Annotated in this window: 27 protein-coding genes and 1 other RNA gene; 11 read left to right on the top strand and 17 right to left on the bottom strand. The window is 67.0% G+C overall.

All coding sequences use genetic code 11. From position 1 onward, the window contains the following. Positions 1–64: 64 nt before the first annotated feature. From cmk to AACH32_RS13630, 7 genes are all read right to left on the bottom strand, one after another. Positions 65–739: a (d)CMP kinase gene (gene cmk, locus AACH32_RS13600; protein WP_338600465.1), complete on the bottom strand. Its 675-nt coding sequence runs from the start codon at positions 737–739 to the stop codon at positions 65–67. A gap of 5 nt (positions 740–744) precedes the next feature. Further along, positions 745–1851 (bottom strand): histidinol-phosphate transaminase, encoded by a 1107-nt coding sequence (gene hisC, locus AACH32_RS13605; protein ID WP_338600468.1) that lies wholly within the window; start codon positions 1849–1851, stop codon positions 745–747. A gap of 97 nt (positions 1852–1948) precedes the next feature. Beyond that, on the bottom strand, positions 1949–2377 hold the full coding sequence (locus tag AACH32_RS13610) for a pyridoxamine 5'-phosphate oxidase family protein (RefSeq protein ID WP_338600471.1): 429 nt from the start codon (positions 2375–2377) through the stop codon (positions 1949–1951). A gap of 3 nt (positions 2378–2380) precedes the next feature. Further along, positions 2381–2800 carry a cupin domain-containing protein gene (locus tag AACH32_RS13615; RefSeq protein WP_338600474.1) on the bottom strand — a complete coding sequence of 140 codons (420 nt, stop codon included), beginning with the start codon at positions 2798–2800 and terminating at the stop codon, positions 2381–2383. Continuing rightward, positions 2793–3152: a hypothetical protein gene (locus tag AACH32_RS13620; protein ID WP_338600477.1), complete on the bottom strand. Its 360-nt coding sequence runs from the start codon at positions 3150–3152 to the stop codon at positions 2793–2795. The genes AACH32_RS13615 and AACH32_RS13620 overlap by 8 nt, the downstream gene beginning before the upstream one ends. Before the next feature lie 12 nt (positions 3153–3164). Beyond that, the gene (locus AACH32_RS13625; protein ID WP_338600481.1) at positions 3165–3464 is read right to left on the bottom strand and encodes a hypothetical protein; all 300 of its coding nucleotides are present in this window, start codon (positions 3462–3464) and stop codon (positions 3165–3167) included. 8 nt (positions 3465–3472) lie between these two features. Beyond that, positions 3473–4654: an SPOR domain-containing protein gene (locus tag AACH32_RS13630; RefSeq protein ID WP_338600484.1), complete on the bottom strand. Its 1182-nt coding sequence runs from the start codon at positions 4652–4654 to the stop codon at positions 3473–3475. A gap of 154 nt (positions 4655–4808) precedes the next feature. Here AACH32_RS13630 and AACH32_RS13635 point away from each other — a divergent pair, with 154 nt between their 5' ends. Beyond that, positions 4809–5567, top strand: a complete 759-nt coding sequence (locus tag AACH32_RS13635; protein ID WP_338600487.1) for an IclR family transcriptional regulator — start codon at positions 4809–4811, stop codon at positions 5565–5567. Positions 5568–5580: 13 nt separating this feature from the next. Here AACH32_RS13635 and AACH32_RS13640 read toward each other — a convergent pair whose 3' ends face one another. The 3 genes from AACH32_RS13640 to AACH32_RS13650 all read right to left on the bottom strand — a co-directional run bounded on the left by AACH32_RS13640 (position 5581) and on the right by AACH32_RS13650 (position 6550). Next, the gene (locus tag AACH32_RS13640) at positions 5581–5835 is read right to left on the bottom strand and encodes a hypothetical protein (protein ID WP_338600490.1); all 255 of its coding nucleotides are present in this window, start codon (positions 5833–5835) and stop codon (positions 5581–5583) included. Positions 5836–5889: 54 nt separating this feature from the next. After that, an RNA gene (gene ffs / locus AACH32_RS13645) (signal recognition particle sRNA large type) lies at positions 5890–6147 on the bottom strand. A 121-nt stretch (positions 6148–6268) separates the two neighbouring features. Beyond that, positions 6269–6550 carry an HU family DNA-binding protein gene (locus AACH32_RS13650; protein ID WP_338600493.1) on the bottom strand — a complete coding sequence of 94 codons (282 nt, stop codon included), beginning with the start codon at positions 6548–6550 and terminating at the stop codon, positions 6269–6271. A 566-nt stretch (positions 6551–7116) separates the two neighbouring features. On the opposite strand from AACH32_RS13650, the gene uppP reads away from it, so the two are divergent. From uppP to AACH32_RS13675, 5 genes are read left to right on the top strand one after another with little or no spacing between them, the layout of a single operon-like run. Continuing rightward, positions 7117–7914 (top strand): undecaprenyl-diphosphatase UppP, encoded by a 798-nt coding sequence (gene uppP / locus AACH32_RS13655; protein ID WP_338600496.1) that lies wholly within the window; start codon positions 7117–7119, stop codon positions 7912–7914. Between the two features lie 3 nt (positions 7915–7917). Next, positions 7918–9000, top strand: coding sequence for a mannose-1-phosphate guanylyltransferase (locus AACH32_RS13660; RefSeq protein WP_338600499.1), 1083 nt, complete (start codon positions 7918–7920; stop codon positions 8998–9000). 23 nt (positions 9001–9023) lie between these two features. After that, positions 9024–9629 (top strand): YqaA family protein, encoded by a 606-nt coding sequence (locus AACH32_RS13665; protein WP_338600502.1) that lies wholly within the window; start codon positions 9024–9026, stop codon positions 9627–9629. Continuing rightward, on the top strand, positions 9626–10627 hold the full coding sequence (locus AACH32_RS13670; protein ID WP_338600505.1) for a type I phosphomannose isomerase catalytic subunit: 1002 nt from the start codon (positions 9626–9628) through the stop codon (positions 10625–10627). The genes AACH32_RS13665 and AACH32_RS13670 overlap by 4 nt, the downstream gene beginning before the upstream one ends. Before the next feature lie 17 nt (positions 10628–10644). Next, positions 10645–11997, top strand: a complete 1353-nt coding sequence (locus tag AACH32_RS13675; RefSeq protein ID WP_338600508.1) for a phosphomannomutase/phosphoglucomutase — start codon at positions 10645–10647, stop codon at positions 11995–11997. A gap of 48 nt (positions 11998–12045) precedes the next feature. Here AACH32_RS13675 and AACH32_RS13680 read toward each other — a convergent pair whose 3' ends face one another. From AACH32_RS13680 to AACH32_RS13700, 5 genes are all read right to left on the bottom strand, one after another. Continuing rightward, entirely contained in the window at positions 12046–12387 is a 342-nt protein-coding gene (locus tag AACH32_RS13680; protein ID WP_338600511.1) for a hypothetical protein, read from the bottom strand. An 85-nt stretch (positions 12388–12472) separates the two neighbouring features. Next, entirely contained in the window at positions 12473–14902 is a 2430-nt protein-coding gene (locus AACH32_RS13685) for a tetratricopeptide repeat protein (RefSeq protein ID WP_338600514.1), read from the bottom strand. 10 nt (positions 14903–14912) lie between these two features. Beyond that, positions 14913–16313 (bottom strand): L-seryl-tRNA(Sec) selenium transferase, encoded by a 1401-nt coding sequence (gene selA / locus AACH32_RS13690; RefSeq protein WP_338600518.1) that lies wholly within the window; start codon positions 16311–16313, stop codon positions 14913–14915. A 34-nt stretch (positions 16314–16347) separates the two neighbouring features. Continuing rightward, positions 16348–16905 (bottom strand): NUDIX hydrolase, encoded by a 558-nt coding sequence (locus tag AACH32_RS13695; RefSeq protein ID WP_338600521.1) that lies wholly within the window; start codon positions 16903–16905, stop codon positions 16348–16350. Between the two features lie 50 nt (positions 16906–16955). Beyond that, positions 16956–17255: a YggT family protein gene (locus AACH32_RS13700; RefSeq protein ID WP_338600524.1), complete on the bottom strand. Its 300-nt coding sequence runs from the start codon at positions 17253–17255 to the stop codon at positions 16956–16958. Between the two features lie 282 nt (positions 17256–17537). Here AACH32_RS13700 and AACH32_RS13705 point away from each other — a divergent pair, with 282 nt between their 5' ends. The 5 genes from AACH32_RS13705 (at position 17538) to AACH32_RS13725 (ending at position 22149) form a co-directional block, all read left to right on the top strand. Further along, positions 17538–17963: a hypothetical protein gene (locus tag AACH32_RS13705; RefSeq protein WP_338600527.1), complete on the top strand. Its 426-nt coding sequence runs from the start codon at positions 17538–17540 to the stop codon at positions 17961–17963. A gap of 110 nt (positions 17964–18073) precedes the next feature. Next, entirely contained in the window at positions 18074–18697 is a 624-nt protein-coding gene (locus AACH32_RS13710) for a rhodanese-like domain-containing protein (RefSeq protein ID WP_338600531.1), read from the top strand. Positions 18698–18827: 130 nt separating this feature from the next. Beyond that, positions 18828–20174: a glycerate kinase type-2 family protein gene (locus tag AACH32_RS13715; protein ID WP_338600534.1), complete on the top strand. Its 1347-nt coding sequence runs from the start codon at positions 18828–18830 to the stop codon at positions 20172–20174. Positions 20175–20179: 5 nt separating this feature from the next. After that, a complete protein-coding gene (locus tag AACH32_RS13720; protein WP_338600536.1) occupies positions 20180–21181 on the top strand; it encodes an ABC transporter ATP-binding protein in 1002 nt (333 codons plus the stop codon). Next, positions 21178–22149 carry an ABC transporter ATP-binding protein gene (locus tag AACH32_RS13725; RefSeq protein WP_338600539.1) on the top strand — a complete coding sequence of 324 codons (972 nt, stop codon included), beginning with the start codon at positions 21178–21180 and terminating at the stop codon, positions 22147–22149. The genes AACH32_RS13720 and AACH32_RS13725 overlap by 4 nt, the downstream gene beginning before the upstream one ends. Positions 22150–22222: 73 nt before the next feature. Here the strand turns inward: AACH32_RS13725 and AACH32_RS13730 are convergent, their stop codons facing one another. Both AACH32_RS13730 and panB read right to left on the bottom strand, forming a co-directional pair. Next, a complete protein-coding gene (locus tag AACH32_RS13730; protein WP_338600542.1) occupies positions 22223–23158 on the bottom strand; it encodes a ketopantoate reductase family protein in 936 nt (311 codons plus the stop codon). Between the two features lie 9 nt (positions 23159–23167). Next, entirely contained in the window at positions 23168–24007 is an 840-nt protein-coding gene (gene panB, locus AACH32_RS13735; protein ID WP_338600545.1) for a 3-methyl-2-oxobutanoate hydroxymethyltransferase, read from the bottom strand. Positions 24008–24026: the final 19 nt, after the last annotated feature.

The following is a 24026-nucleotide window of genomic DNA, read 5'->3' on the forward strand; positions in this document are numbered from 1 at the left end:
TCCGCAACTTGTAAAATTAAGTCTTCCTACCAGAAAGTACTGTATTTTACAAGGTTTCATTAGCCTATCGTTGGGTTCCTGAAATCCGGGTGCGCACCTGACGGGCCATGGTGGCCACCACCTGGGAAAGGCTGAGGGGAGTGGTGTCCAAGACCGTGGCGTCCCCGGCCGGGCGCAGGGGGCTCAGGCTGCGCCCCGAGTCGCGCTGGTCCCGGCGGCGCAGGTCGGCCAGGATCTCCGCCGGATCAACGTGTTGGCCGCTCTGACCCAGTTGCAACCAGCGGCGGCGGGCCCGCTCCTGTTCGCTGGCGGTGAGGAAAAACTTGGCCTCGGCCCGGGGAAAGACCACCGTGCCCATGTCCCGCCCCTCGGCCACCAGGTCGCCGCGCTCCCCGGCCGAGCGTTGCAGGCCCAAAAGATGCTCGCGCACCGGGGCCAGGGCCGACAGGCGGCTGGCCAGTTGGCTTATGGCCTCGTTGCGGATAAAGGGCTCCACGTCTTGGCCGTCCAGCAAGACCAGAAAGCGGCCGTCCGTGGGCTTGGCCTCCAGGGGCACCTTGGCCAGCCAGGCGGCCAGTTCGCTTTCAGCGGCCTCCTCGACCCCGTCGCGCCGGGCGGCCAGGGCGATGGCCCGGTACAGGGCCCCGGTGTCCAAATAGGCGAAGCCCAACTCGCGGGCCAAGAGGCGGCTGGCCGAGGACTTGCCCGTCCCCGCCGGCCCGTCCACCGTTACCACCACCGGGGCTATCCCTCCCCAATGATGGCCTGGAGCTCATCCATGAAACGCCGGTTTTCCTGGGGCAGGCCCACGCTGACCCGCAGGAACTCGGGCAGATCGTAGGAGGCCATCTTGCGCACGATCACCCCGCGCCTGAGCAGCTCGTCGGCCACGGCCGAGGCCCGGGGCCCGATCTGGACCAGCACGAAGTTGGCCTGGCTGGGTACGTAGGTCAGGCCCAGTCGCTCGAAACAGGCGTAGAAGTCCTTGAGCCCCTGCCAGGTGACCTCCATAGTCTTGCGAAAGAATTCCTCGTCGGCCAACGCAGCGGTCCCGGCCGCCTGGGCCAGGATGGAGGTGTTGAAGGGCTGGCGCACCCGGTGCAGGATGTCCATGACCTCCACCGGCCCCAGACCGAAGCCTATCCTGAGCCCGGCCAGGCCGTAGGCCTTGGAGAAGGTGCGCATCACCACCACCGGCACCTGGTGGTCCAGAAAATCGGTGCCCTGGGCCACCTCGGGGTCGCTGGCGAACTCGATGTAGGCCTCGTCCAGGACCACGATCACCCCCTCGGGCACCTTGGTCAAAAACTCGCTGAACTCGGCCTTGCTGAAGGCGGTGCCCGCCGGGTTGTCGGGGTTGTTCACGAACACCAACTTGGTGCTCGGCTCGATGGCCTCGGCCAGGGCGGCGAGGTCCAGGCGGTAGTCCTTGAGCGGCACCTCCTTGAGTCGGCCGCCGGCCACCTGCACCAGCTTGGAGTACATGAGAAAGGACGGCGAGGCGGCCAGGGCCAGGTCGCCGGGGCGCAAAAAGGCGCGGCACAAGAGCTCGATGATCTCGTTGGAGCCGTTGCCCAACACGATCTGCTCCTGGGCCAAGCCGTAGCGGGCGGCCAAGGCCTGGCGCAGCTCGAAGCCCGCCCCGTCGGGGTAGCGGTTCAGGCCGGGCAGGGCCTTGGCCATGGCCTCTTGGGCCTTGGGCGAGGTGCCCAGGGGGTTTTCGTTGCTGGCCAGTTTGATGGCCCCGCTTATACCCAACTCCCGCTCCAGCTCCTCGATGGGCTTGCCCGGCTTGTAGGGCACCAAAGCCTCGATCTCGGGCGGTACGGGCGGTAGATTACGCTTACTCACTGGATGCTCCTTAAACATGGCCTAACTGCGTGGCCTAGCTGAAAAACGAGGCAAAACTTACCCCGCGCTCCGCGAGGCTGTCAAGGTCGGGGCTTCCCTAATCCAACTCCACATAGCTGGATTGTGTGGGCCCGGCCAAAAGCTGCATGGCGCGAACCTGCACCGCCAGCACCACGGCCGCCGGGTCGGCCACGATGCCCGCCAGGTGGGACAGTTCGCGGGCAAAGCGCGCCTTGAGCTCTTCCTGCTCCTCGGGCGGCGCGGGGGCGCAGGCGCCGCTCAGGCTCAGGGCCTTGACGGCTCCCACTTGGGCGGCTTCCCGGCGGTCGTCGATGAGCAGGCTCACCCGGGGCTCGGCCAGCACGTTGCGGTACTTTTGGGTTTGGCTGCTGGTTATCAGGTAGACGCGGCGTCCCCCCTCCCCGCTCAGATAGGCCATCAGCGAGGTGTGGGGCTCTCCCTGGTGAACGGTGGCCAACACGCAAAGGTGGTTCCCTCGAACCAAGGCCAGCATGTCCTCCAACATGGCTTACTCCCGGTCGAAATCCACGGTCTGGTCGTCCTCGGCCTCATAGGGCCGGTCGCACAGTTCCACAAAGGTTAGGGTCTCCTGGGCGCGGAAACGATGGGCTACCCCAGGGGTGATGAACAGCCGGTCCCCGGCCTTGAGTTCCATTTCCAGACGCTCGCCCGTGGCCGGGCAAAAGAACTCGGCCTGGCCGCGCCCGGCGGCGATGTAGATGTACTCGCTCTTGCCGTGGTGCAGGTGGCCGCCCCGATAGCCCGCGCCGGGCTCCAGGGTGAACAACCCGGCCCGCCGCACAGTGGGGCCGTTGAGGATCAAATGGCCTTCGCCCCGGGTGTCGGCAAAGCGCTTTTCCGTGGCGAACTCGCTGGTAAAAGGCAGCCTGACCACCTCGATTCGCCGGGCCAAGGGAAGCTCAGGCATCGGCTTTCTCCGCCGGGGCCGCCCCTTGGGGCGCTTGCTCCCCGGATTCGTCTTGCTCATCTTCCGTTTGGGCCGCGTCGTTGACCCCCGGCTGGAAGGCGTCGGGCGGACCCAGGGAGGGATCGGGCAATATGGCCAGGTCTTCCAGGGCCTGCTCCAAAAGATCCACCCGGTCGCCCACCGGCTTGAGCCGGTCCACGAACAGATAGTAGCGGCCCTTGAACCAGCACAGGCCGCTCTTGAGGTGCAGCCCGGCGAATTGCAGCTTTTCATAGGCCAGCTGCACCCCCTTGCCCCGCACCTCGCGCTCCAGCTCGGCCAAGCGCTCCTTGCCCCGTCTCGCCGCGCTCACTTGAGCCCCGCCTCAGTCATCCCACTCGTCTCCTTGGCCGCCGAAGCCGCCCAACTCTTCCAGATAGCCGCGCACCACCGGCCGCAGATAAACCCCGTCCAGCTCCAGGCCCAGCAGTCCCAGGCCCAAGCGGCGGCAGCGCCCGGAGGTGTCTTGCCGCCGCTCGATGAATATTACCGGTTTTCCCCGCAAGCGGCAGAGGCCGCTGTGGGCCGGGGGGTCGTCACCCCCGTCCAGGCTCTCCAAGCGCACTTCCACCCCCAGGCCCTGGGCCACCTCGTTGAGCAGAAACCACAGGCGCTTGTCATCCATGATCCGCCTCAGCGCAGGGGCAGCAAAAAGGCGTCGCTGATCAGCCCCTGCTCTTCCCAGGCCTGATATTGGCGCTTGGCCTCGGCCAGGCTGGCGAAGCCGCCCAGGCACACCCTATACCAGACGCCCTTGTCTCCCAGGTCGGCCCGGCTCACCCGGGCGGCCAGGCCCTGCCCCGCCAGGCGCTGGGCATAGTTTTGGGCCATGGACTCGCGCCGGAAAGAAGCGGCGCATACCGTCCAGGCGTCCCGCTTGGCCGCCTCGGCCTCCTGAGGCTGGGCGGCGGGCGTAGGGGCCGGGGCAGCTGCCGGGGTCGTTTTGGTAGCACCCGGTTGGACCTGAGCCTCACTGGCTTGCGCCGGGCCGCCGGCGGCCTGCGGGCTTTCACCGCCGGTTGGAGCCGCGGCTTCGCCTCTAGGAGCTTGCTCCGTGGCCTGTCCCATGGCCGTTTGGCTCGGCTTCTCGGCGGCCGGGGTCTCACCGGCCTGGGCCGGGGCGCTCGCATCCTGCGGGCCCGCGTTGGCCTCGGATGACGCAGCGCCTTCTTCCGAAGCCTTATGCGTGGCCGGGACGGCGGCGGCCTGGCTCGGCTTTTCGGCGGCCGGGGTGGTGGCGGCCTGCGCCGGAGCTTGGCCAGCCTCGCTTTGGGAATCGGGGACGGAGTCGGCCGGGCCCTTCGGGGAGCCGCCTGCCACTTCCGGCTGGCCGGCGGTCTTTTCTACGGTAGTTTCCCCCGTGGTCTTTTCGCCGCCGCTGGCCTGGTTGCGGCCGGCCTCGGGCTTGACCTCCGGGGTGGCCGGGTTCTCGCCCGAACCCGCCGGAGCGGAGGCTACTGGAGCCTCGCGCGGGCTTTCCGGCGCTTGGGGGGCCGCAGGTTCGGCGGCCGGTAACGGGATGGGCATAGTCCCGACTTGGCCGCTCGCCACCATGGGAGGCGGCGAAGCGACAGGGCGCGCCAATGGAACCTCCGACGTGCCGCTCCCGGACCACCAGGCCACGACCCCGAAAGCGACGAAAAAGGCCACCCCCAGGGCGGCCGACCACAGGAAACGCCGCCGCTGGTCCCGCCACAGACGAGGCTCGGCGGGGCTCACCCGCCGGGAGGCGAGGCAGCGATACAAACGCAGCAGGGCGCTACCCAGGCACCACACGCCGCCCAGGAGCGAAACCAACAGGATAAGTGCAGACATAACCCCACCGTAAAAGGCGCAACGGTGGGTTTACGCTAGCACTACCACCCCTGGTTTACAAGGCCCGGCTGGGGTTGACGCCACGTTCCGCTCGCTTGACAAGCCGCCGGGGCGCGCTCATTATGGGAGCCGATCTGTTCAGCGAGGAGAACGCATGCCCCCCCAAGCCGGCTACCGCGCCCCATCCGTGGGCCGGGCCCTCAAAATCCTGGAACTGGTGGCCCAGAGCCGCGGCGGCATCGGAATCAGCGAGTTGGCCCGCCATCTGGGCATAAGCAAGGGCACGGTCTTTGGCCTGTGCAAGCAGCTGGAGGCCGGGGGGGCCTTGAACCGGGACCCGGAAACCAAGCGTTACGGCCTGGGCCCCCTGGTGGCCACCCTGGCCCGCCGCGGCTTTGCCCAGGCCAGCCTGCGCGACGCGGCCGGGCCGGAAATGACCCGCCTTTGCGGCCGCTTGGACGAATCGGTGTTTCTGGGGGTCATGGGACGCCGGGAGGTCATGGTGGTGGAGGCCCGCCAGCCGCCGGAGCAGATCCGCATCTCCGCCGGGCCGGGCACCCGCCTGCCCCTTTTGGCCGGGGCGGTGGGCAAGGTTTTTCTGGCCGGCCAGCCTCCGGCGGTGGTGGACAAGATTCTGGCCCAGGGGCTGCCCCGCCACACCCCCAACTCGGTGACCGACCTGGATGAGTACCGCGAACAGTTGGACCAAGTGCGCGAACAGGGCTATGCCGTGGAACACGATGAATACCTGGTGGGCATCTGGGGGGTGGCGGTGCCGGTGGGCAGCGCGGGAGGGCTGGCCTCGGCCCTTTACGTGGTGGGCTTCACCTCCTCCTTGAAGCCGGGCCACCTGGACGAGGTGGTGCGCGAAACCATGGCCAGCGCCCGCGCCATCCGTAGTGATCTGCAATAGCCCGGCCGGGCGTTCAAGCCTTTACTTCAAACCAAGGACCGTCTATGCGCTGGCCCCGGCAGACGGGGCAGCGGCCCGGCGCGTCCAGACGGCGGCGATCCACGAACACATAGCCGCAGGCCCGGCACTGGGCCGGCTGGATTATCAGGCCCTTGCCCAGGGAACGCCGCAGATGCACCAGATGCTCCTCCACCTCCCGGCGGGTTAGCAGCAAGGCGGAGGCCAGCTCCAGGGCGCTCCAAGGCCCCTGGGTCAACATCTGGGACATTGTCTGTCGGATGGTGAGAGACAAGGTTAAAACTTGCCTTTTAGATGACCCCAGCCGCGCATCCCACTTTGAATTCTTCGCCAAAGGGCATGCAAAACACGGGATTTGGCTCCAGAGCGCTCCGCGACACGCACCGCATCGCTTATCGCTGCTTCCTTCCGGACCTGACGAGGTTCACGACCGTACGTCGCGCGGTGTCCGGAACAAACCCAGTGCTTACAAAACTCCTCGACGAACAACCCTAGGCGGGCCTTCAGCCCCGCGAAAGCGGATTTCGGGAAAAGGGCACCGCTAGCTCCCCGCCTAGCACGGCCGGGGTCAAAATGATCTTCCGGCTCCGTCGCAAAAAACAGCCCCGCCGCACAATCAGGGCGGGGCCGATTTCAATTATATCAGAAGCGCCGCGACACCGGCCGCTGGGCCGGATGTGGGTCTAGTCCATGGAATCCACGCGCTCTTTGAGCTCTTTGCCCACTTTGAAAAAGGGCAGCTTCTTCTGGCCGACGTCGATGATCTCGCCCGTCTTGGGGTTGCGGCCCTGATAACCGTCGTAGTCCTTGACTTTGAAACTGCCAAACCCGCGAATCTCCACCCGATCACCGAGAATGAGGGCATCCTCTACCGATCCGAAAATGGTGTTTATCACCATCTCCGCTTTTTTGATGGTAAGGCCCTCGGCTTTAGCCAGCGCCTCTATTAGCTGAGACTTGTTCATTAACGGGCACTCCTTGCCGGTAATAAGGCTATAAGGCTTTAGCTAACGATTGTATGCAGTTGGCTTGCTTCTGTCAAGCGGCTTAAGCAAAATGCCCTTAGCCACTCCCCAGTGACGCTTCTTCGTCTATCATGCCTAGTTGACCCACCCCCGGCCTGTCAAGCTATTTTTTTAAATTTTTCTAGGCATTAGTCTAACTTTCGTCTCGCCTGAGCCTCGAAAAACCGGAGAACGTTCCCTTGAGCGGCGCATCCCGGCCCGCTGGAATTTGGGGCAAGCCCTCCCACTCATGCTATTAATAAAGCTTACTTTAAGCGCCGTAGGCCGCCGCGGCAGGCCAGGCGCCATGTTTCCCGCGGCGACGGCAGAGCCCTGATTGCCGGCAAATGGCCGGCATCCCGGTGGACAATCGCCCGGAACCCGCGCCTTGGCTGCCCGCCCTCGCCCGGTCCGTCGGTTCCGGCTTGGCCCGGGCCCGGCAAGGAGCGCGCGCAAAAACCCGCGACTTGATTGCATCTATTGCCCCAGCGGGCTATATTCCCATTCAATCGCACCTTGGAGCGTTCATGGAGCTTTGGCAAGCGGCGGTACTGGGAGTAGTGCAGGGGCTCACCGAGTTTCTGCCCATCAGTTCCTCGGGGCATCTGGTCCTGGGGCAGCGCCTGTTGGGCTTCACCGAACCGGAGCTGATGTTCGACGTGGCGGTCCACGTGGGCACCCTGGTGGCGGTGGTATCGGTGTTTTGGCAAGACCTGTGGGGAATTCTGCGCGGCCTGTTCGTGTATGACGACCAGGATGGCCGCCAGGGGCGTCTCCTGTTGTGGCTGGTGGTGCTGGGCAGCATCCCCACGGCCATAATCGGTTTCGCCTTCAAGGACCTGTTCGAGTCCATGTTCTCCTCGCTGCTCATCGTGGGCCTGGCCCTGATAGTCACCGGTTGGCTGCTCCTATCCACCGCCCTGGTGCGCCGCCCGGGTCGCCCTCTGGAAAAGATGGGCGCGGGCCGGGCGTTAATCATCGGCTTGGCCCAGGGCCTGGCCATAACCCCGGGCATCAGCCGCTCGGGCAGCACCATCTCCGTGGCCCTGCTCTTGGGGGTCAACCGCAAAGTGGCCGCCCACTACTCCTTCGTGCTGTCCATCCCGGCCATCCTGGGAGCCCTGGTGTTGCAGCTGCACGAGTTGGGCGTGCCGGAGGCGGTGCGCACGGCGCCCATGATCGTTGGCTTCGTCGCCGCGGCGGTTAGCGGCTACTTTGCCTTGCGCCTGCTGCTTAAAATCGTGCAGGCTGGGGCCTTCCATTGGTTCGCGCCCTATTGCTTCGCGGTGGGTATCTTCGCCCTGGCCTGGAATTTTTGGGGATAGTCGATGAATTTGTACGCGGTGATCATGGCCGGAGGCTCGGGCACCCGATTTTGGCCCGCCAGCCGCCAAAAGAGACCCAAGCAGCTGCTCACCCTCACCGGGGAGCGCAGCCTCTTGCAGCAGACGGTGGACCGCCTGGGCCCCCTGACCCCCCTGGAGCGGGTGCTGGTGGTCACGGGCAGCCTGCACGCGGACGAGGTGCTGGAGCAGCTTCCCGATCTGCCCCCCGAGAACGTGCTGGCCGAACCCATGGGCCGCAACACCGCCGCCGCCTGCGGCCTGGCCGCCGCCTGGGTGGCCCGGCGCGATCCCCAGGCGGTGTGCCTGGTGCTGCCCGCCGACCATCTGATCATCGACGAGATGTTGTTCCTGACCACCCTGCGGCGCGCCGCCGAGTTGGCCGCCGCCCAGCAGGTGCTGGTCACCCTGGGGCTCACCCCCCGTTTTGCGGCCACCGGCTTCGGCTACATCGAGACCGGCCAGGTGGCCGATCCCCAGCCGCCGGCCATCAGCCACGTGGCCGCTTTCCACGAAAAGCCCGACCTGGCCACGGCCGAGGAATATCTGGGCAGCGGACGGCATTTGTGGAATTCGGGCATGTTCGCCTGGCGGGCCGGGGTGCTCCTGGACGAGCTGTCCCGGCATCTGCCTGATTTGGCCAAGGGGCTGGGCGAACTGGGCCCCTGCCTGGGCCAGGCGGACCAGGACGACACCATGCAATGCGTCTATCCGGACCTGCCCGCCATCAGCATAGACCACGGGGTGCTGGAGAAAAGCTCCCGACTCAGGGTGGTCAAGGCCGACTTCGGCTGGTCCGACGTGGGCTCCTGGGAGGCCATGAGCGAGCTGTGGGAGCTGGACCACCTGGGCAACGCCTGCCGGGAGGGAAAGCAGCAGATCCACGCGGTGGATTCCCACGGCAACGTGGTCTCCGCCGGGGGGCGGCTCGCCGCCCTGTTGGGAGTCAAGGACCTGGTGGTGGTGGTCACCGACGACGTGGTGCTGGTGGCCCCGCGCAGCAAGTGTCAGGAGGTGGGCCGCTTGTTGGACGAGCTGAAGGTGAAGGGCCGGGAGGAATATCTGTGAGCCGAAAGGGGACTAACTAGCGCATGGAATGGATCAAGGAAATGGCCGCGTGGGTGGCCCACTTCGCCCAGACCCCCTACGGCGGCTGGGCCCTGTTCGCCCTGGCCTTTGCCGAAAGCTCGTTTTTCCCCATCCCCCCGGACGTGCTGCTCATGGCCCTGTGCGCGGTCAAGCCGGAGTACAGCCTGTGGTTCGCCACCATCTGCACCGTGGCCTCGGTGCTGGGGGGCATGTTCGGCTATTTCATCGGCATCAAGGGCGGACGCCCCCTGATGTTCCGCTGGTTCTCCGCCGACAAGATCAAGCTGGTGGAGGGTTATTACCAACGCTACGACGTGTGGGCCGTGGGCGCGGCCGGGCTGACCCCCCTGCCCTACAAGCTGTTCACCATCACCGCCGGGGTATTCGACCTGAGCTTCCCCCGCTTCGTGGTGGCCTCGATAATCAGCCGGGGGGCCCGCTTCTACGCCCTGGGACTCATCTTCTGGTACTTCGGGCCGGCCATCCAGGCCTGGGTCAAGGAGTACTTCGGCTGGATCGCGGTCAGCTTCTTCGTGCTGCTGGTGGGCGGCTTCTGGGTGGTAAAACACCTGGGCAGCAAGGCGGCCAAGAGCGGAGAGAGCCTGTGAGCCTTCCCTTCGGACCGCTCAGGCTCATCCCCGTGTTCTTGCCCAAGGTCTGGGCCGAGCCCCACTTTCCCGAGCCTTGGGCCTCCCGCCTGGGGGTTCCCCTGGGCATCGGCGAGGTCTGGCTGGCCTCGGACCGTTTGCACGTGACCAAGGTGGCCGCCGGTCCCCTAGTGGGCCAGGGCCTGGACCGGGTGGTGGCCCAGTGGCCGGACTACATCCTGGGGCCGGGCGCGGCCCCCGGCTTCCCCCTGCTGCTCAAGCTATTAAACGTGGGCCAGTGGCTCTCGGTGCAGGTGCACCCCGACGATCCCACCGCCGCGCGGCTGGAAAACGAGCCCTGGGGCAAGGGCGAGGCCTGGCACATCCTGCACGCCCAAACCGGGGCCCAACTGGTGCACGGCCTGAGCGCGGGCGCCGACGCCCGGCAGGTGGCCCAAGCCGCGGCCGAAAACCGGCTGCCCGAGATCCTGGCCAAGGTCCCGGCCAACTCCGGCGACACCTTCGACGTGCCCGCGGGCACCCTGCACACCACCGGGCCGGGCCTGTTGATCCTGGAGGTGCAGCAGGCCTCGGACCTCACCTACCGCCTCTACGACTGGGACCGCCCCGGCCCGGACGGCAAGCCCCGGCCCCTGCACCTGCAGCGGGCCCTGGAGGCGCTCAAGCCCAGCGGGCCGGGCGAACCCACGCCCTCCCGAACCCTGTCGCCGCCGCCCTGGCAGGTGCAATCCCTGGTCACCACCGCTTCATTCGGGCTGCTCAAATATGCCATTATGGGTAAGGGCGCCCTGGAGCGCCCCGGCGGCGGACCCGGCCTGCTGTGGGTGGAACGGGGCCGGGGCAAGCTGGGCTTCCCCGGCGGCGAGCATCCCCAAGAGCAGCTCCGTCCGGGTCAGTGCTGGCTGTTGCCCGCCGGATTGGCGCCGGCCATGGTGGAGCCCGCCGAAGACATGATTTTTTATCAAGCCTGGGCCCCCGGCCCCGGCGAGTCGGCCTAGAGAGGAGAACCCGAGTAATGAACCCCAATATTTTCCGCGAATACGACATCCGGGGCGTGGTGGACCAGGACATTCACGACGCCGACGTGGTGACCCTGGGCAAGGCCATCGGCACCTACATGGAAGGCAAGGCGGTCAAGACCATAACCTTGGGCCGCGATTGCCGCCTGAGCGCCGACCGCTACCGCGACCTGCTCTGCGAAGGCCTGCTGTCCACCGGCCGCCACATCAAGGAAATCGGCGTGGTAACCACTCCCATGCTGTATTTCTCGGTGTTTCATTTCGAGACCGACGGCGGGGTGATGATCACCGCCAGCCACAACCCGGGCAATTACAACGGCTTCAAGGTGATGATCGGCAAGAGCACCATCTACGGCGAGGAGATTCAAAAGCTCTACCAGATCGCCGAGGCCGGCCGGTTCACCCAGGGAGAGGGCTCCAGGGAAGAGGTGGACGTGACCACACCCTACTCCGACTACCTGGTGGAACACATCGACATCCCCAAAAAGCTCAAGATCGCGGTGGACTCGGGCAACGGCACCGCCGGCCCGGTGGTGCTGCCCATCATGCAGCGCCTGGGCATCGAGGTGACTCCCCTGTATTGCGAGATGGACGGCACCTTCCCCAACCACGAGCCCGACCCCACCGTGCCGGCCAACCTCACCGACCTAATCGCCACGGTAAAGGACAAGGGCCTCATGGCCGGGGTGGCCTTTGACGGCGACTGCGACCGGGTGGGCGTGGTGGACGAAAAGGGCCAGATCATCTTCGGCGACATGCTCCTGGCCATCTTCGCCCGCAGCATCGTCAAGGAGCATCCCGGCGCCCTGTTCATCGGCGAGGTCAAGTGCTCCAAGAACCTCTACGACGACATCGAAAAGCACGGGGGCAAGGCCCTGATGTGGCGCACCGGCCACAGCCTGATCAAGCAGAAGATGGCCGAGACCGGGGCGCTTTTGGCCGGCGAAATGAGCGGCCACATGTTCTTCAAGCACCGCTGGTTCGGCTTTGACGACGGCATCTACGCCGCCCTGCGCTTCTGCGAGCTGCTGGCCGCCAGCCAAGCGCCCCTGTCCACCTGGTTGGCGGACATGCCCCCGGTGGTCTCCACCCCGGAGATCCGGGTGGAGTGCGCCGACGACATCAAGTTCCAGGTGGTGGAGCACGTGAAAAAGGCCATGTCCGGCGACTACGAGGTCATCGACGTGGACGGGGTGCGGGTGAACTTCCCGGACGGCTGGGGTCTGGTGCGGGCCAGCAACACCCAGCCCGCCCTGGTGCTGCGCTTCGAGGCCCAGAGCGAAAAGCGCCTGGAGGAGATCCGGGCCCTGGTGGAGGGCGAGGTCAAAAAGGCCCGCGAGAGCCTGTAGCCTTCTCGGACTGAAATGAAAGCGCCCTCCCGCTGGGGAGGGCATTTCTTATCTGTCGTATTCCAAGCTCACCTGATCGCCGAAGGCCTGGGCCAGGGCGGCTTCCAAATCCACCAGCTCGCGGGGCCCCTCACACTCCACCACCAGCTCGCGGTCGTCCAACAGCTTGAGGCGGCCGAACTTGGCGAAGATCTCGTTGGCCTTGGCCACGTCCACCGTGACCCAGCCCTTCATGCGGGCCAGCAGCTCCGGCCCCTTGAGGGGGCGTTCTATCTCCAAATCAACTTGGCGTCTTTGGGCTTCCCAGCCGATGCGGCAGGGCTGGGTGAGGACCGGGCTGACCGGATCGAGCATGGCCGCGCAGGTGAGCCAAACCCTGGCTCTGAGCATGGGGCGCCTCCTTGTTGGGTTCGTTCACTGCCTTCGACTATACGAGCCCGCCCAGGGGCCGTCAACCAAAGGCCGAGGCCGCGCCCTAGGCTTGGGCCGCCTCTTGGGCCAGCTCGGCCAGCTCTTGCAGGCGGCGCTCCCGGGGATGGCGCTCCAAGGCGTCGTCGATGAGGTCCAGGGCCTGCCGGGCCCGGCCCAGCTTGAGCAAAATTCGCCCGGCGGTCAGCGGGTGCTGCACCGCGCCCGGCTCCTGTTGCATGGCCCGCCGGGCCAGGGACAGGGCGATGTCCAGGTTGGCCTCCCGCTCCAGGTAAAGCCCGGCCAGGCCGCTCAGGGCGGCGGCGTCGCGGGGGTTGTGCTTGAGCGCCTCCTTGAAGGCGGCCTCGGCCTGGGCCCCCTGCCCCGCGGCGGCCAGCGACAGGCCCAGACGGCAATGCACCGCCTTTTTGCAGTCGGCCCGGGCCGCGGCCCGTTGCAGATAATTGAGGGCCTGGTTGGTACGGCCCCGCTCCTGGGCCAGGCAGCCCAGTTGAAACAGGGTGTCGGCGTGCTCGGGCTCCAGCTCCAGGCCGCGCTCCAGACAGGTCCGGGCCTCGTCGCGCCGCCCCAGGCGGAGTAGGGCCAGGCCCAGGTTGTAGTGGGCCATGTAGTCCTGCGGCGCCACCTCCCGGGCCCGGCGGAAGCACTCCGCCGCCTGCTCCATCTGGCCCAGGCGGCCGTGGCACACCCCCAGGGAGTTGAGCACGTTGTTTTCGTCGGCTTTGAGCAGGAGGGCCTTTTCATACTCGGCCACCGCCTCTGCCAGGCGGCCCTGGCCATAGGCCGCGTCGCCGCTGATGTTCAGGCTCACCGCGTCACAGGCCACCACGCTGTAGGGCTCCAGGAACCCGGCGTGCACCAGGGCCTTGGCCGCGTCGTAAAGGGTCTGTTCCACCGTGAAGCCCTGGCGGGGATGGGCGGCCACCCCGGCCCGCACCGGACGTCCGCCTTGCTCGCGCATCTTGTCCAGAGTGGCTCCGGCGGCCTGGGCCGCCTGCTCGGCCTCCACTCCTGGCAGCAGCGCGGCCAGGGCCTCGGGCGAGTAGCGGCCCAGCAGAGCTGCGGGTCCAAAGCTCTCCCGGGCCGCCTCGGTAAGCCCGGCCAAGAGGGCCTCGGCCCCCAGGCGACCGGTCACCTCAGCCACGCTCTCCAAATCTTCCACCCCCAGCACCACGGCGGCCAGGGGCTCCCCGGCCGCGCACAACGCCGCGTACACGGCCATGAGCGAGCGCCGTTCCAGGGCTCCCGTGGCCTGCTCCAGGGTCACCGCCACCTCGCCGCCGGGCAGACTCAGGCTCTGGCGGTGGCCCGGCTCTTCGGCACTGGCGTCCTGGGGCGGCAGGCGGCGCAGGACGTCGCCGGGCCGCAGGGGACTGGCCGGGCTGGCCAGGCTCACCACCTCGGCCAGGGACTCCTCGGCCCCCAGCTTGCTCACCGCCACCTCGGCCTTGCTCACCTGGGGCGGGCTGCCCGGTTCGCGCACCGCCAGGCGGTCGCCCTCGGTGAGCCCGTGCATGCGCCCCAGGTTGATGAGCACCCGGTCCAGGGGCATCACCTCTTGCACCTGCCCGGCCTTTTCGGCGATCTCCTGGAAAAAAAGCAGTTCCTCCTGCCCCGTTCGCTCGGCGGCCAGCAGGGCCCGGCCCGCGCGCAGCTTCAACAGGGCGGCGGTGTCGCACGCCGGCCCGGCCCCCCGGTGGCCCAGGTGGGAGGCTCCCAGGCTCAGGCTCACCGGCCAGGGATCGCGCCTGGCCCCCTCCAGGCGCAGCTTGGAGGCCGAGCGTTGCAGGGCCTCGGCGGCGCGCCGGGCCGCCTGCACCGAGCCGGGCAGCAGCATGAAAAAGGTCTGGCCCACCCGGGCCGTCACCAGGGCCTGGGGCGCGGCCTCGCCGATGAGGCGAGCCAACTCGCCCAGCACCTGGTCGCTGAGATTGCGTCCGTGGCGCTCCTGCCAGCCGGCCAGGCCTTGGGCCCGAATGGCCACCAGGGTCAGGCCCTCGCCCTGCCCCTCGCCGTCCAGGGCCAAGCGGCCGGTGGGCGGAGCCTGGGTAAGGCGAGCGGCCGCGCTGGTCAATGCCTCGTCCAGGGCGGCCTCGTTGCCCAGGCCGGTGAGTGCGTCGCGCTGGGCGGCCAGCCGGGAGCGCACCAGGGTCAGGCTGGTCTCCACCAGGGCGGCCAGGAAGGGGCGCACCGCGTCGGGGAGTTGCGCCTCGCTCACCCCGTGAGCCGCCAGCAGGCCCAGGGGCCGGGCGCCGTCCAGCAGGGGGATGAGCAAGCGACCGCCTCCCAGGTCCAACACCGCGCGGCCGTTTTGCAGGGCGTTGTGCAACAGCTCCTGGTTGGGCTCGCCCGGGCCGGGGGGAGGCAACAGGTCTATGCGGGCGCAGCCCAGGGCCTTGCGCAGGGGCGGCTTGACGAGCTCCTGAAAACGAATCAGGTCTTGGAAGCTGAGCGGGCGGCGCGCGGCGGGCGGCAAGATATCAGCCTCAGGCGGCCAAGGCGGCCAGGGCCTTGGCGATGACCGCCGCGTCGTCGGCCACCAGGGTGCGCACGTCCATGAGCAGGTGGCCGTCTTCCAGGCGGCAGATTATGGGGGGATCGCCCGCCCTGAGCGCCTGCTCCAGGCGGGTGGCGCTCAGGCCCTTGACGGCCAGCCTGAGTAGGCGGGTGCGGGGCGCGGCCAGGGGCATGGCCCCGCCGCCCACCCGGCTCACGCCTTCCACGGTGGAAACCTCCAGCCGCTCCAGGCCCAGCTTCTTCAGGCGGGCGGCCAGGCGGTTGGCCCGCTCGCGCAGGCGCTCGTAGGGCACGGTGATCATGGCCAGGGTGGGGATCTCGGCCAGGGCCTTGGCCGGATCACGGTAAAGCTCCAGGGTGGCTTCCAGGGCCCCCAGGGTCAGCTTGTCCACCCTGAGCGCCCGGTTGGTGGGGTTCTTGCGGCAGCGCTCCACGAACTCGGCCTTGCCCAGGATGATGCCCGCCTGGGGCCCGCCCAAGAGCTTGTCCCCGGAGAAGGTGACCAGGTCCGCACCATCGGCCAGGGCCTCCTGCACCGTGGGCTCCTTGGGCAGGCCGTAGCGCGAGTAGTCCACCAGGCTGCCCGAGCCCAGGTCCTCCATCACCGGCAGATGGTAGCGGTCGCCCAGCTCGCGCAGCTCTTGTAGCGGCACCTCCTTGTGGAAGCCCACCACCGCGAAGTTGCTGGTGTGCACCTTGAGCAGCAGGGCCGTGTTGGAGGTGATGGCTCCCTCATAGTCGTGCAGATGGGTCTTGTTGGTGGCCCCCACCTCGCGCAGGATGGCCCCGGAGCGGGCCATCACGTCCGGAATGCGGAAAGAGCCCCCGATCTCCACCAACTGGCCCCGGCTGACCACCACCTCGCGGCCGGCGGCCAGGGTCTGCAGGGACAAGAGCACTGCGGCGGCGTTGTTGTTGACCACCAGCGAGGCCTCGGCCCCGGTCAGTTCGCAGAGGATGCGGTCCACGTGCACGTAGCGGCTGCCTCGCGCCCCGGCCGCCAGGTCGTACTCCAGATTGCTGTAGGTGCAGTTGATCTCGATCAAGCGCTCCAGGGCCCGCCGGGCCAGCAGGGAACGCCCCAGGTTGGTGTGCACCACCACCCCGGTGGCGTTGACCACCCGCTGGAGGCTGGGCGCGGCCAAGCGCCGGGCCAGGGAGGCGGCGGCCAGGGCCACCGCCTCGCCGCCAAGCTCCTCGTCCGTTACTTCCTGGCCGTCCAGCAAACGGGCGCGCAGCCCGTCCAAGGTCTGGCGGGCCGCGCTCAAGATCAGGGGACGAGCCACCTCCGGGCGCAACTGTTGCAGGGACGGGTGCTCCAAGAGCTGGTCCACCTTGGGCAACCGCGCCAACCGCTTTTGTTCCGCCATGGGCTCTCCTAGGGATAAGGGTCTTTTACTACTATTACAAATCGCGCCCAGAGGCAAGAACCCGCCCCTGGCGCAGCCAGAAAAAGGTCAGGGCGGTGATGACGATGCAGTGGTCGATTTCCCCCGAGGCCACCATGGCCGGCAGATCGTCCTGTTTCACCCGAAAAACCTGGATGCTCTCACCGTCGTCGGGCTCCGGTTCGCCGGGCACGGGGTCCACCAAGGCCAGATAGGTGTGGCAGGTGTTGTCGAACAGGGCCGGGTTGGGGTTCACCTTGCCCAGATAGGTCAGTTCCCGGGCGGTGTAGCCGGTTTCTTCCCTGAGCTCCCGGGCCGCGGCATCGATGGGCTTTTCGCCGGGGTCCACCAGGCCGCCGGGGATTTCCACGGCCCAGTCCTCCGAGCCGTGGCGCCACTGCTTGATGAGCACCACCTCGCCCTGGGGAGTGACGGGCACGATGTTGACCCAATCGCAGGAGTGCAGGGTTATGAAGGTGCCGGTGTGCGTGCCCAGGCGGCGCGTGCTGCGCCGCACGCTGAGCACCGGGTGTTCCAGCATGCTTTCGCTGTCGAGGATCTTCCAGCCGGACAAGATGCTGCCTGCCTTTCACGGCGCCGGACGCGGCCGGGCGGCGGGCCGAGCTATTGGATATTCATGGCCGAGCCGACGATGAGGCTCATCAGGCCGGAAATGATCACGTTTTGCAGAAAAATAATGGCCAGGATCAATATCACCGGCGCGATATCAAAGCCGCCGAAATTAGTGGGGATAATACGCCGCACCCGCCACAGCACCGGTTCGGTTACCGCGAACAAAAAGCGCACGATGGGATTGTTGGGGTCCGGGCGCACCCAGGTTATCACCGCGGCGGCCACGATTACCCACATGTAGGCGCCCAAAAGCCAGCTAATGAACTGAAGTATCTTTAGAAAAAATATCATTCTTCCAATCCCGTTATGCAGGTATCGGCTCAAAACTCTAGGCTAATAGTGATTGCCCGCCCCCAGCCTGTCAAGCCCGGCCGCCTCTTGGTTTTAATTGCCCCTAAAAGCGGTACGCCCATTGCCTAAAGTCAGGATTCTTTTTACTTTCATAGACATGGCCCGCCCTTGAGATTGTAAAAACGACTTGTTATACTGTGGAGTCAACAGCCTAGCAATTCATACCCATGCCATGGTTCAATGATGCTTACGGGACCGTGTGGATGGTGGGAGAAACCAACTATGAAAAGCAAGCGTCTGGTGATGGTCTTTGGATTGGTGGCCGCCCTGGCCCTGGGTCTGGCCCTGGCCGTGCCGGCCGAGACGGCCAAGCCCAACGGGTGCCTGGACAAGAAACTCTGCGCCGAAAAGCTGCGCTTTGGCAAGCAGGCCTTTGAGCGCGGCGCCTACGGGACCGCCAAGGCTTATTTCAAGCAGGCTGTAGTCGCCGACCCCACTTCAACCGCCGCTTGGGCCTACTACGACCTCACCGTCATGTACGATGTGGCCCTGCAAGTACAAAAAGCGGGCCAGGTCAAGGTTTCCGGCGCCCCGGTGCCGGGTGCCGCGCCCCAGGCAACTCCCAGCGCCGCCGCTCCCTCTGCCGCTCCACCCGCGCCTAAATCTTCTCCCAAACCGGCCATAGTCATACAAGACGAAGGCTGCTAATTCATTGTTCCCGGGTGGTTTGAATTCACGGATTTTCGAGGCGGGGAAAGACTAATTTCCCCGCCCCTAGATCATACTTAACCGCATCATCTATCACGGAGGTAGGCGAGATGAAGAAGTTTGTGGTGATCTTTATGGCAGTGGCCTTTGTGGCCATGACCGCCATGGTGGCCTTTGCCGCTGACAACCCCCTGAAGGCCGGCGAAAAAGCCTTCCACAGCGAAGTGGTAAGCTGGATTCCCAAGGACAAGCACGTGACCATCGTCCAGCTGCACGCCAAGTGGCAGGAGGTTCTGGCCGGCAAGTCCAAGGCTATCCTGTTGGACGTGCGCACCCATCCCGAGTTTGACGCCTTCCACATTGAGGGCTCCAGCCACATTCACGCCGGCCACATGTACACCATCCCCGGCAAGATCAAAGACCCCAACGCCGAAATCTGGGTCTATTGCCGCACCCAGCATAGGGCCAGCTACGTGGCGGGCATGCTGTACAAGTACGGCTACAAGAACGTCTACTACGTGGACAAGATGAAGACCAAGGACGGCGCCACGGTCACCGGTGGCGTGGTGGGTTGGGCCGCCATGGGTTACCCCTTCGTCAACTACTTCTACGGCCAGATGAAGATTACCCAGTACATGAAGCAGGGTTCCTGGTCCGAGCGTAACTGCGGCAACTACATCCGCGAGTTCAGCGGCCAGCGCGGCGAAAAGTGCGGCCTCAAGGTCCTCAAGTAAGCGCCGTCTGAGCAATTAGCGCCCCAGGGGGGCCGCCTCGCGGCGGCTCCCCTTTTTTATCCCCGGCAGCCGAGCAAAAACCGGCCCTTGTGTGGTAGCCTTGGCCCAAGATCATTTCGGAGTGAACAGCATGTCCCCAACAGACCTTAGAAACGACGCTGACCTGATCATCAAAGCGGCCTTGGCCTCGGTGGACCCCTCGCGCGCGGTCAAGGAGGCGCTGAGCCTTGAGGGCGACCAACTCACCGTGGGCGATCAGGCCATCGACCTGAAACGCTACCAGCGCATCATCGTGGTGGGCGCGGGCAAGGCCGGCGCCCCCATGGCCCAGGCGGTGGAAGAGGTGCTGGGCCGGCGCATCGGCGCGGGCCGGGTGGTGGTCAAGGACGGCCACGGCGCGCCCACCGAGGCCATCGAGATAATGGAGGCCAGCCACCCGGTGCCCGACGACCGCGGGGTGGAGGCCGGGCGCAGCATCGCCGAACTGGTGCGCCAAGAGGCCGCGCCGGACACCCTGTTTTTGTGCCTGCTCTCCGGCGGGGGCAGCGCCCTGTTGGTGGCCCCGGCCGACGGAGTGTCCCTGGCCGACAAGCAGCAGACCACCCGCCTGCTGTTGGCCAGCGGGGCCGACATCGGCGAGATCAACGCCATCCGCAAGCACCTCAGTCAGCTCAAGGGCGGCAACCTGGCCCGCCTGGCCGCGCCGGGCCGCCTGATCAGCCTGATCATCAGCGACGTGGTGGGCGACCGCCTGGACGTCATCGCCTCGGGTCCCACCGTGGCCGACCGCTCCACCTGGGAACAGTGCCGCGACATCCTGACCCGCTACGGCATCTGGGACCAGGTGCCCGACCCGGTGCGCGAGCGCATCCAGCAGGGCCTGGACGGGGTCGTCCCCGACACCCCCAAGCCCGGCGACAGCGCCTTGGCCGGCGTGACCAACCTCATCGTGAGCAGCAACCGCATGGCCGTGGACCAGGCCCTGGGCCAGGCCCGCGAGCTGGGCTACGCCCCCCTGCTACTCAGCACCACCATCGAGGGCGAGACCAAGGACGTGGCCCGCATGCACGCGGCCATGGCCCGCGAGGTTTTGGCCAGCGGCAACCCCCTGCCCGCCCCCTGCTGCCTGCTCAGCGGCGGCGAGACCACCGTGACCCTGGGCGATGATCCGGGGGTCGGCGGGCGCAACATGGAGTTCGCCCTGGCCGCGGCGCTGGATTTGGAGGGACTATCGGGTGTGCTGGCGGTCAGCGTGGGCACCGACGGCACCGACGGCCCCACCGAGGCGGCCGGGGCTTGGGCCGACGGCGAGAGCGTGGCCCGGGGCGCGGCCCAGGGCCTCAAGGCGCGGCGCTTTTTGGAGCGTCACGACGCCTACAACTATTTCCAGCCCCTGGGCGATTTGATCGTAACCGGTCCCACCCGCACCAACGTCATGGATCTCCGGCTGGTGCTGGTGCGCGGCCCACAGGAGTAGGCCTTTTGAGCGAGCCCCTGCTGGCCATCGACGACCTGAGCACGGTGTTCGACTCCGAGTCCGGGGCCGTGGTGGCCGTGGACGGCCTGAGCCTGTCCGTGGCACCCGGCGAGATCGCGGGGCTGGTGGGCGAGAGCGGCTGCGGCAAGTCGCTTACCGCGCTGAGCGTCATGGGCCTGCTGCCCCCGCCAGGCCGGGTGGCCGGGGGCAAAATCCGCTTCCAAGGCCGCGACCTGCTGGCGTTGAGCCAAGCCGAGATGCGCGCCCTGCGCGGGCGGGAGATCTCCATGATCTTCCAGGAGCCCATGACCTCGCTGAACCCGGTGTTCACCGTGGGCCGCCAGATCGCCGAGGAAATCACGGTGCACGAGAAGGCCTCCCCCAAGGAGGCCTGGCAACGGGCCGTGCGGATGCTTGAGAAGGTGGGCATCCCCGAGGCCGCCACCCGGGCCCGGGCCTATCCCCACCAGCTCAGCGGGGGCATGCGCCAGCGGGTGATGATCGCCATGGCCCTGGCCCTGGACCCCCGGCTGCTCATTGCCGACGAGCCCACCACCGCCCTGGACGTGACCATCCAGGCCCAGATACTTTCCCTGATGCGCCATTTGCAGGGCGAGACCGGGGCGGCCATTTTGCTCATCACCCACAACCTGGCCGTGGTGGCCCAGACCTGCTCCCGGGTGATGGTCATGTACACCGGCCGCCTGGTAGAAGACGCGCCGGTGGTGGAGCTTTTCGACCATCCCCTGCACCCCTACACCAGGGGCCTGCTGGCCTGCCTGCCCGCCCGCTCGCCCCGGCCGGGACAGAAGCTGCCCACCATCGGGGGCATCGTGCCTCCCCTGGGCGACCTGCCGCCCGGCTGCGCCTTCAGCGATCGCTGCCCCGAGGCCTTTGACAAATGCCGCCAGGCCGAACCGGCCCTGGTGGAGGTGGCTCCCGGACATGCGGTGCGCTGTTATTTGCACCACGATCAGGCCCGGCGGGCCCGGAGGCTGGCCGCATGAACCAGGCCGCGCCGTTGATGGCCCTGGAAGGCCTCACCAAGTATTTCAAGGTGGGCGCCGGGTTCATGGGCGTCCAGCGCCAGACGGTGCACGCGGTGGACGGGGTAGACCTAACGGTGCGGCCCCACGAGGTGCTGGGCCTGGTGGGCGAAAGCGGCTGCGGCAAGTCCACCCTGGGCCGCCTGGCCCTGGGCCTGCTGGGGCCCACCAGCGGCCGGGTGATGTTCGAGGGCCGGGACATAACCACTCTGGACCGGGCCGGGTGGAAGGCCCTGCGCCGCCAAATGCAGGTTATCTTCCAGGACCCGGCCACCTCCCTGAACCCCCGTCTCAACGTGGGCTCCATCCTGGCCGAGCCTCTTTTGATCCACGGCCTGGCCACCCGCCAGGAGGCCAAGGCGCGGGTGGCCGAGCTTTTGAGCGAGGTGGGGCTCAGGCCCGAGCACGCCCGGCGCTATCCCCACCAGTTCAGCGGCGGCCAGCGCCAGCGTATCGGCATCGCCCGGGCCCTGGCCCTTCGGCCCAAGCTGGTGGTGGCCGACGAGCCGGTGAGCGCCCTGGACGTGTCCATCCAGGCCCAGGTGCTCAATCTGCTCATGGAGCTCAAGGAGAGCTTCGGTCTGACCTACATGTTCGTGGCCCACGACCTGTCGGTGGTGCGCCACGTCTCCACCCGGGTGGCGGTGATGTATCTGGGCAAGGTAGTAGAGGTGGGCCCGGCGGCGGTGTTCGACTCCCCGCCCCGCCATCCCTATACCGAGGCCCTCTTGGCCGCCGCGCCGGTGGCCGATCCTCACAAGGTCATGGCCCCGCCGCCGGTCAAGGGCGACGTGGCCAGCCCGGTGAACCCGCCCGCGGGCTGCCGTTTCCATCCCCGCTGCCCCGAGGCCCAAGACGTATGCTCCCGCGAGGAGCCCCTGCTCAAGCAGATCGAACCCGAACACCTCTGCGCCTGCCATTTTCGCTAGCGGTCGCGCCCCACAAAAAAACGGCATGACGACTCATCATCGCCATGCCGCTGGTTTTCAGTGAAAGCTCGGACTAGTCCTTGTTGGCCTCGCCCAGGTATTCGGCCTCCTTGGCCTGCACCAGCTGGGTCAGGGTGCGGTTGACCGGGGTGGGCAGGCCCACCTGCTCGCCCTGGCGCACCACCGCGCCGTTGATGTAGGCCACTTCGGTGCGCCGCTTGGAGAGCACGTCCTGGCGCATGGAGCTGATGTTGGTCCCGGTGCGCCGGGCCACCTGCTGCACCGCGGCCAGCATGTCCTGGTGCAAGAAGCGCACGCCCAGGGCCTTGCCCACGGCCACCGCCTCGGCCACCGCCTCGGCCATGACCTCGCGGGCGGGCGCCAGTTCCAGGAGCTGGCCGTTGAGCACGTCCAGGATGGCGGTGAGCGGGTTGATGCCCGCGTTGATCACCACCTTGGTCCAGATGAGGTTTTGCACCCCTTCGTTGGCCTCGGTCTCGAAGCCGGCCTTGATCAACAGGTCGCGCACCTGGCAGGTGTAGTCGTCCAACAGGCCGCGGGCCGGGCCGATGTGAGTGACCCCTCGCCCGGCGTGACGCACCTTGCCCGGCCCCAGCAGGGTGGCCCCTTCGCTGGTGATGCCGCCCAAGACGCGCTCCGGGCCCAGGGCGTCCACCAGGGTCTCCACGTTCTCGGCCCCGTTCTGCAGGGTAAGAGCCCTGGCCTGGGGGTTCAGGTGGGACCTCAGGGTGCGGGCCACCTCCTGGGTGTGATAGGCCTTGGTGCAGATCACCGCCAGGTCCGCATCGGCCAGCGCGGCCGAATCGGCCCCGGCGGGTATGGCCAGGCGCTCCTGGCCCTGAGAGTGCTCCAGGAGCACCCCCTGCTCGTTGATGGTCCGGGCCCGCTGGGCGCGGTGGTCCAGCAGGCTGACCTGGGCCCCGGCCATGGCCAGGCGGGCGGCCAGCATGAGGCCCATGGCGCCCGGGCCCACGATTACAATCTTCATCTGGGCCCCCTAAAACTTGAGTTGATCCACCACGGCCTGGTCCATGACGAAACCGTGTTCCGGGGCGGGGAAGTCGCTGGAGCGCACCTCTTGGGTGTAGGAGGTCACCGCCTGCTCCAGCTGTGGGAAGAGGTTCACGTACTGGCGGGCCATCTTGGGCGGCTTGCGCTCGGCCAGGCCGATGATGTCGTGCACCACCAAGACCTGCCCGTCGCAATCGGGACCCGCCCCGATGCCGATGGTCACGATGGGCGAGTTGGCGGTGATGGCCGCGGCCAGGGCCGAGGGGATGCACTCGAAGACGATGAGCTTGGCTCCGGCCTCGTACAGGGCCGCCGTGTCGTCGATCATCTTCTGGGCCCCGGCCAGGTCCTTGCCCTGCACCTTGTAGCCGCCCAGGGAGGCCACGCTCTGGGGGGTCAGGCCGATGTGGGCGCACACGGGAATGCCCGCCTCGGTGATGGCCTTGACCTGGGGTGCCATCTCCGCCCCGCCCTCCAGCTTGACGCAGCCCACGCCGCCTTCCTTCATCATGCGCCCGGCGTTGGCCACCGCCTGGCTCACGCTGACCTGGTAGGACAAAAAGGGCATGTCGCCGATGAGCAGAGGGGTCTTGAGGCCCCGGCGCACCGCCTTGATATGGTGGATCATCTCGTCCATGGTCACCGGCACGGTGGACTCATAGCCCAGGACCACGTTGCCCAGGCTGTCGCCCACCAAGACCGAATCCACCCCCGCCCGCTCCATGGCCAGGGCGGTGGGATAGTCGTAGGCCGTAAGCATGACGATTTTTTCTTGGTTTTGCTTTTTCTGTACCAGGTCCGGAACGGTGATAGGCTTGCGGTCCATAGTCCTCTCCTCCTCACAT

Origin of the sequence: Desulfoferula mesophila (assembly GCF_037076455.1) — a bacterium.
GTDB lineage: Bacteria > Desulfobacterota > Desulfarculia > Desulfarculales > Desulfarculaceae > Desulfoferula > Desulfoferula mesophila.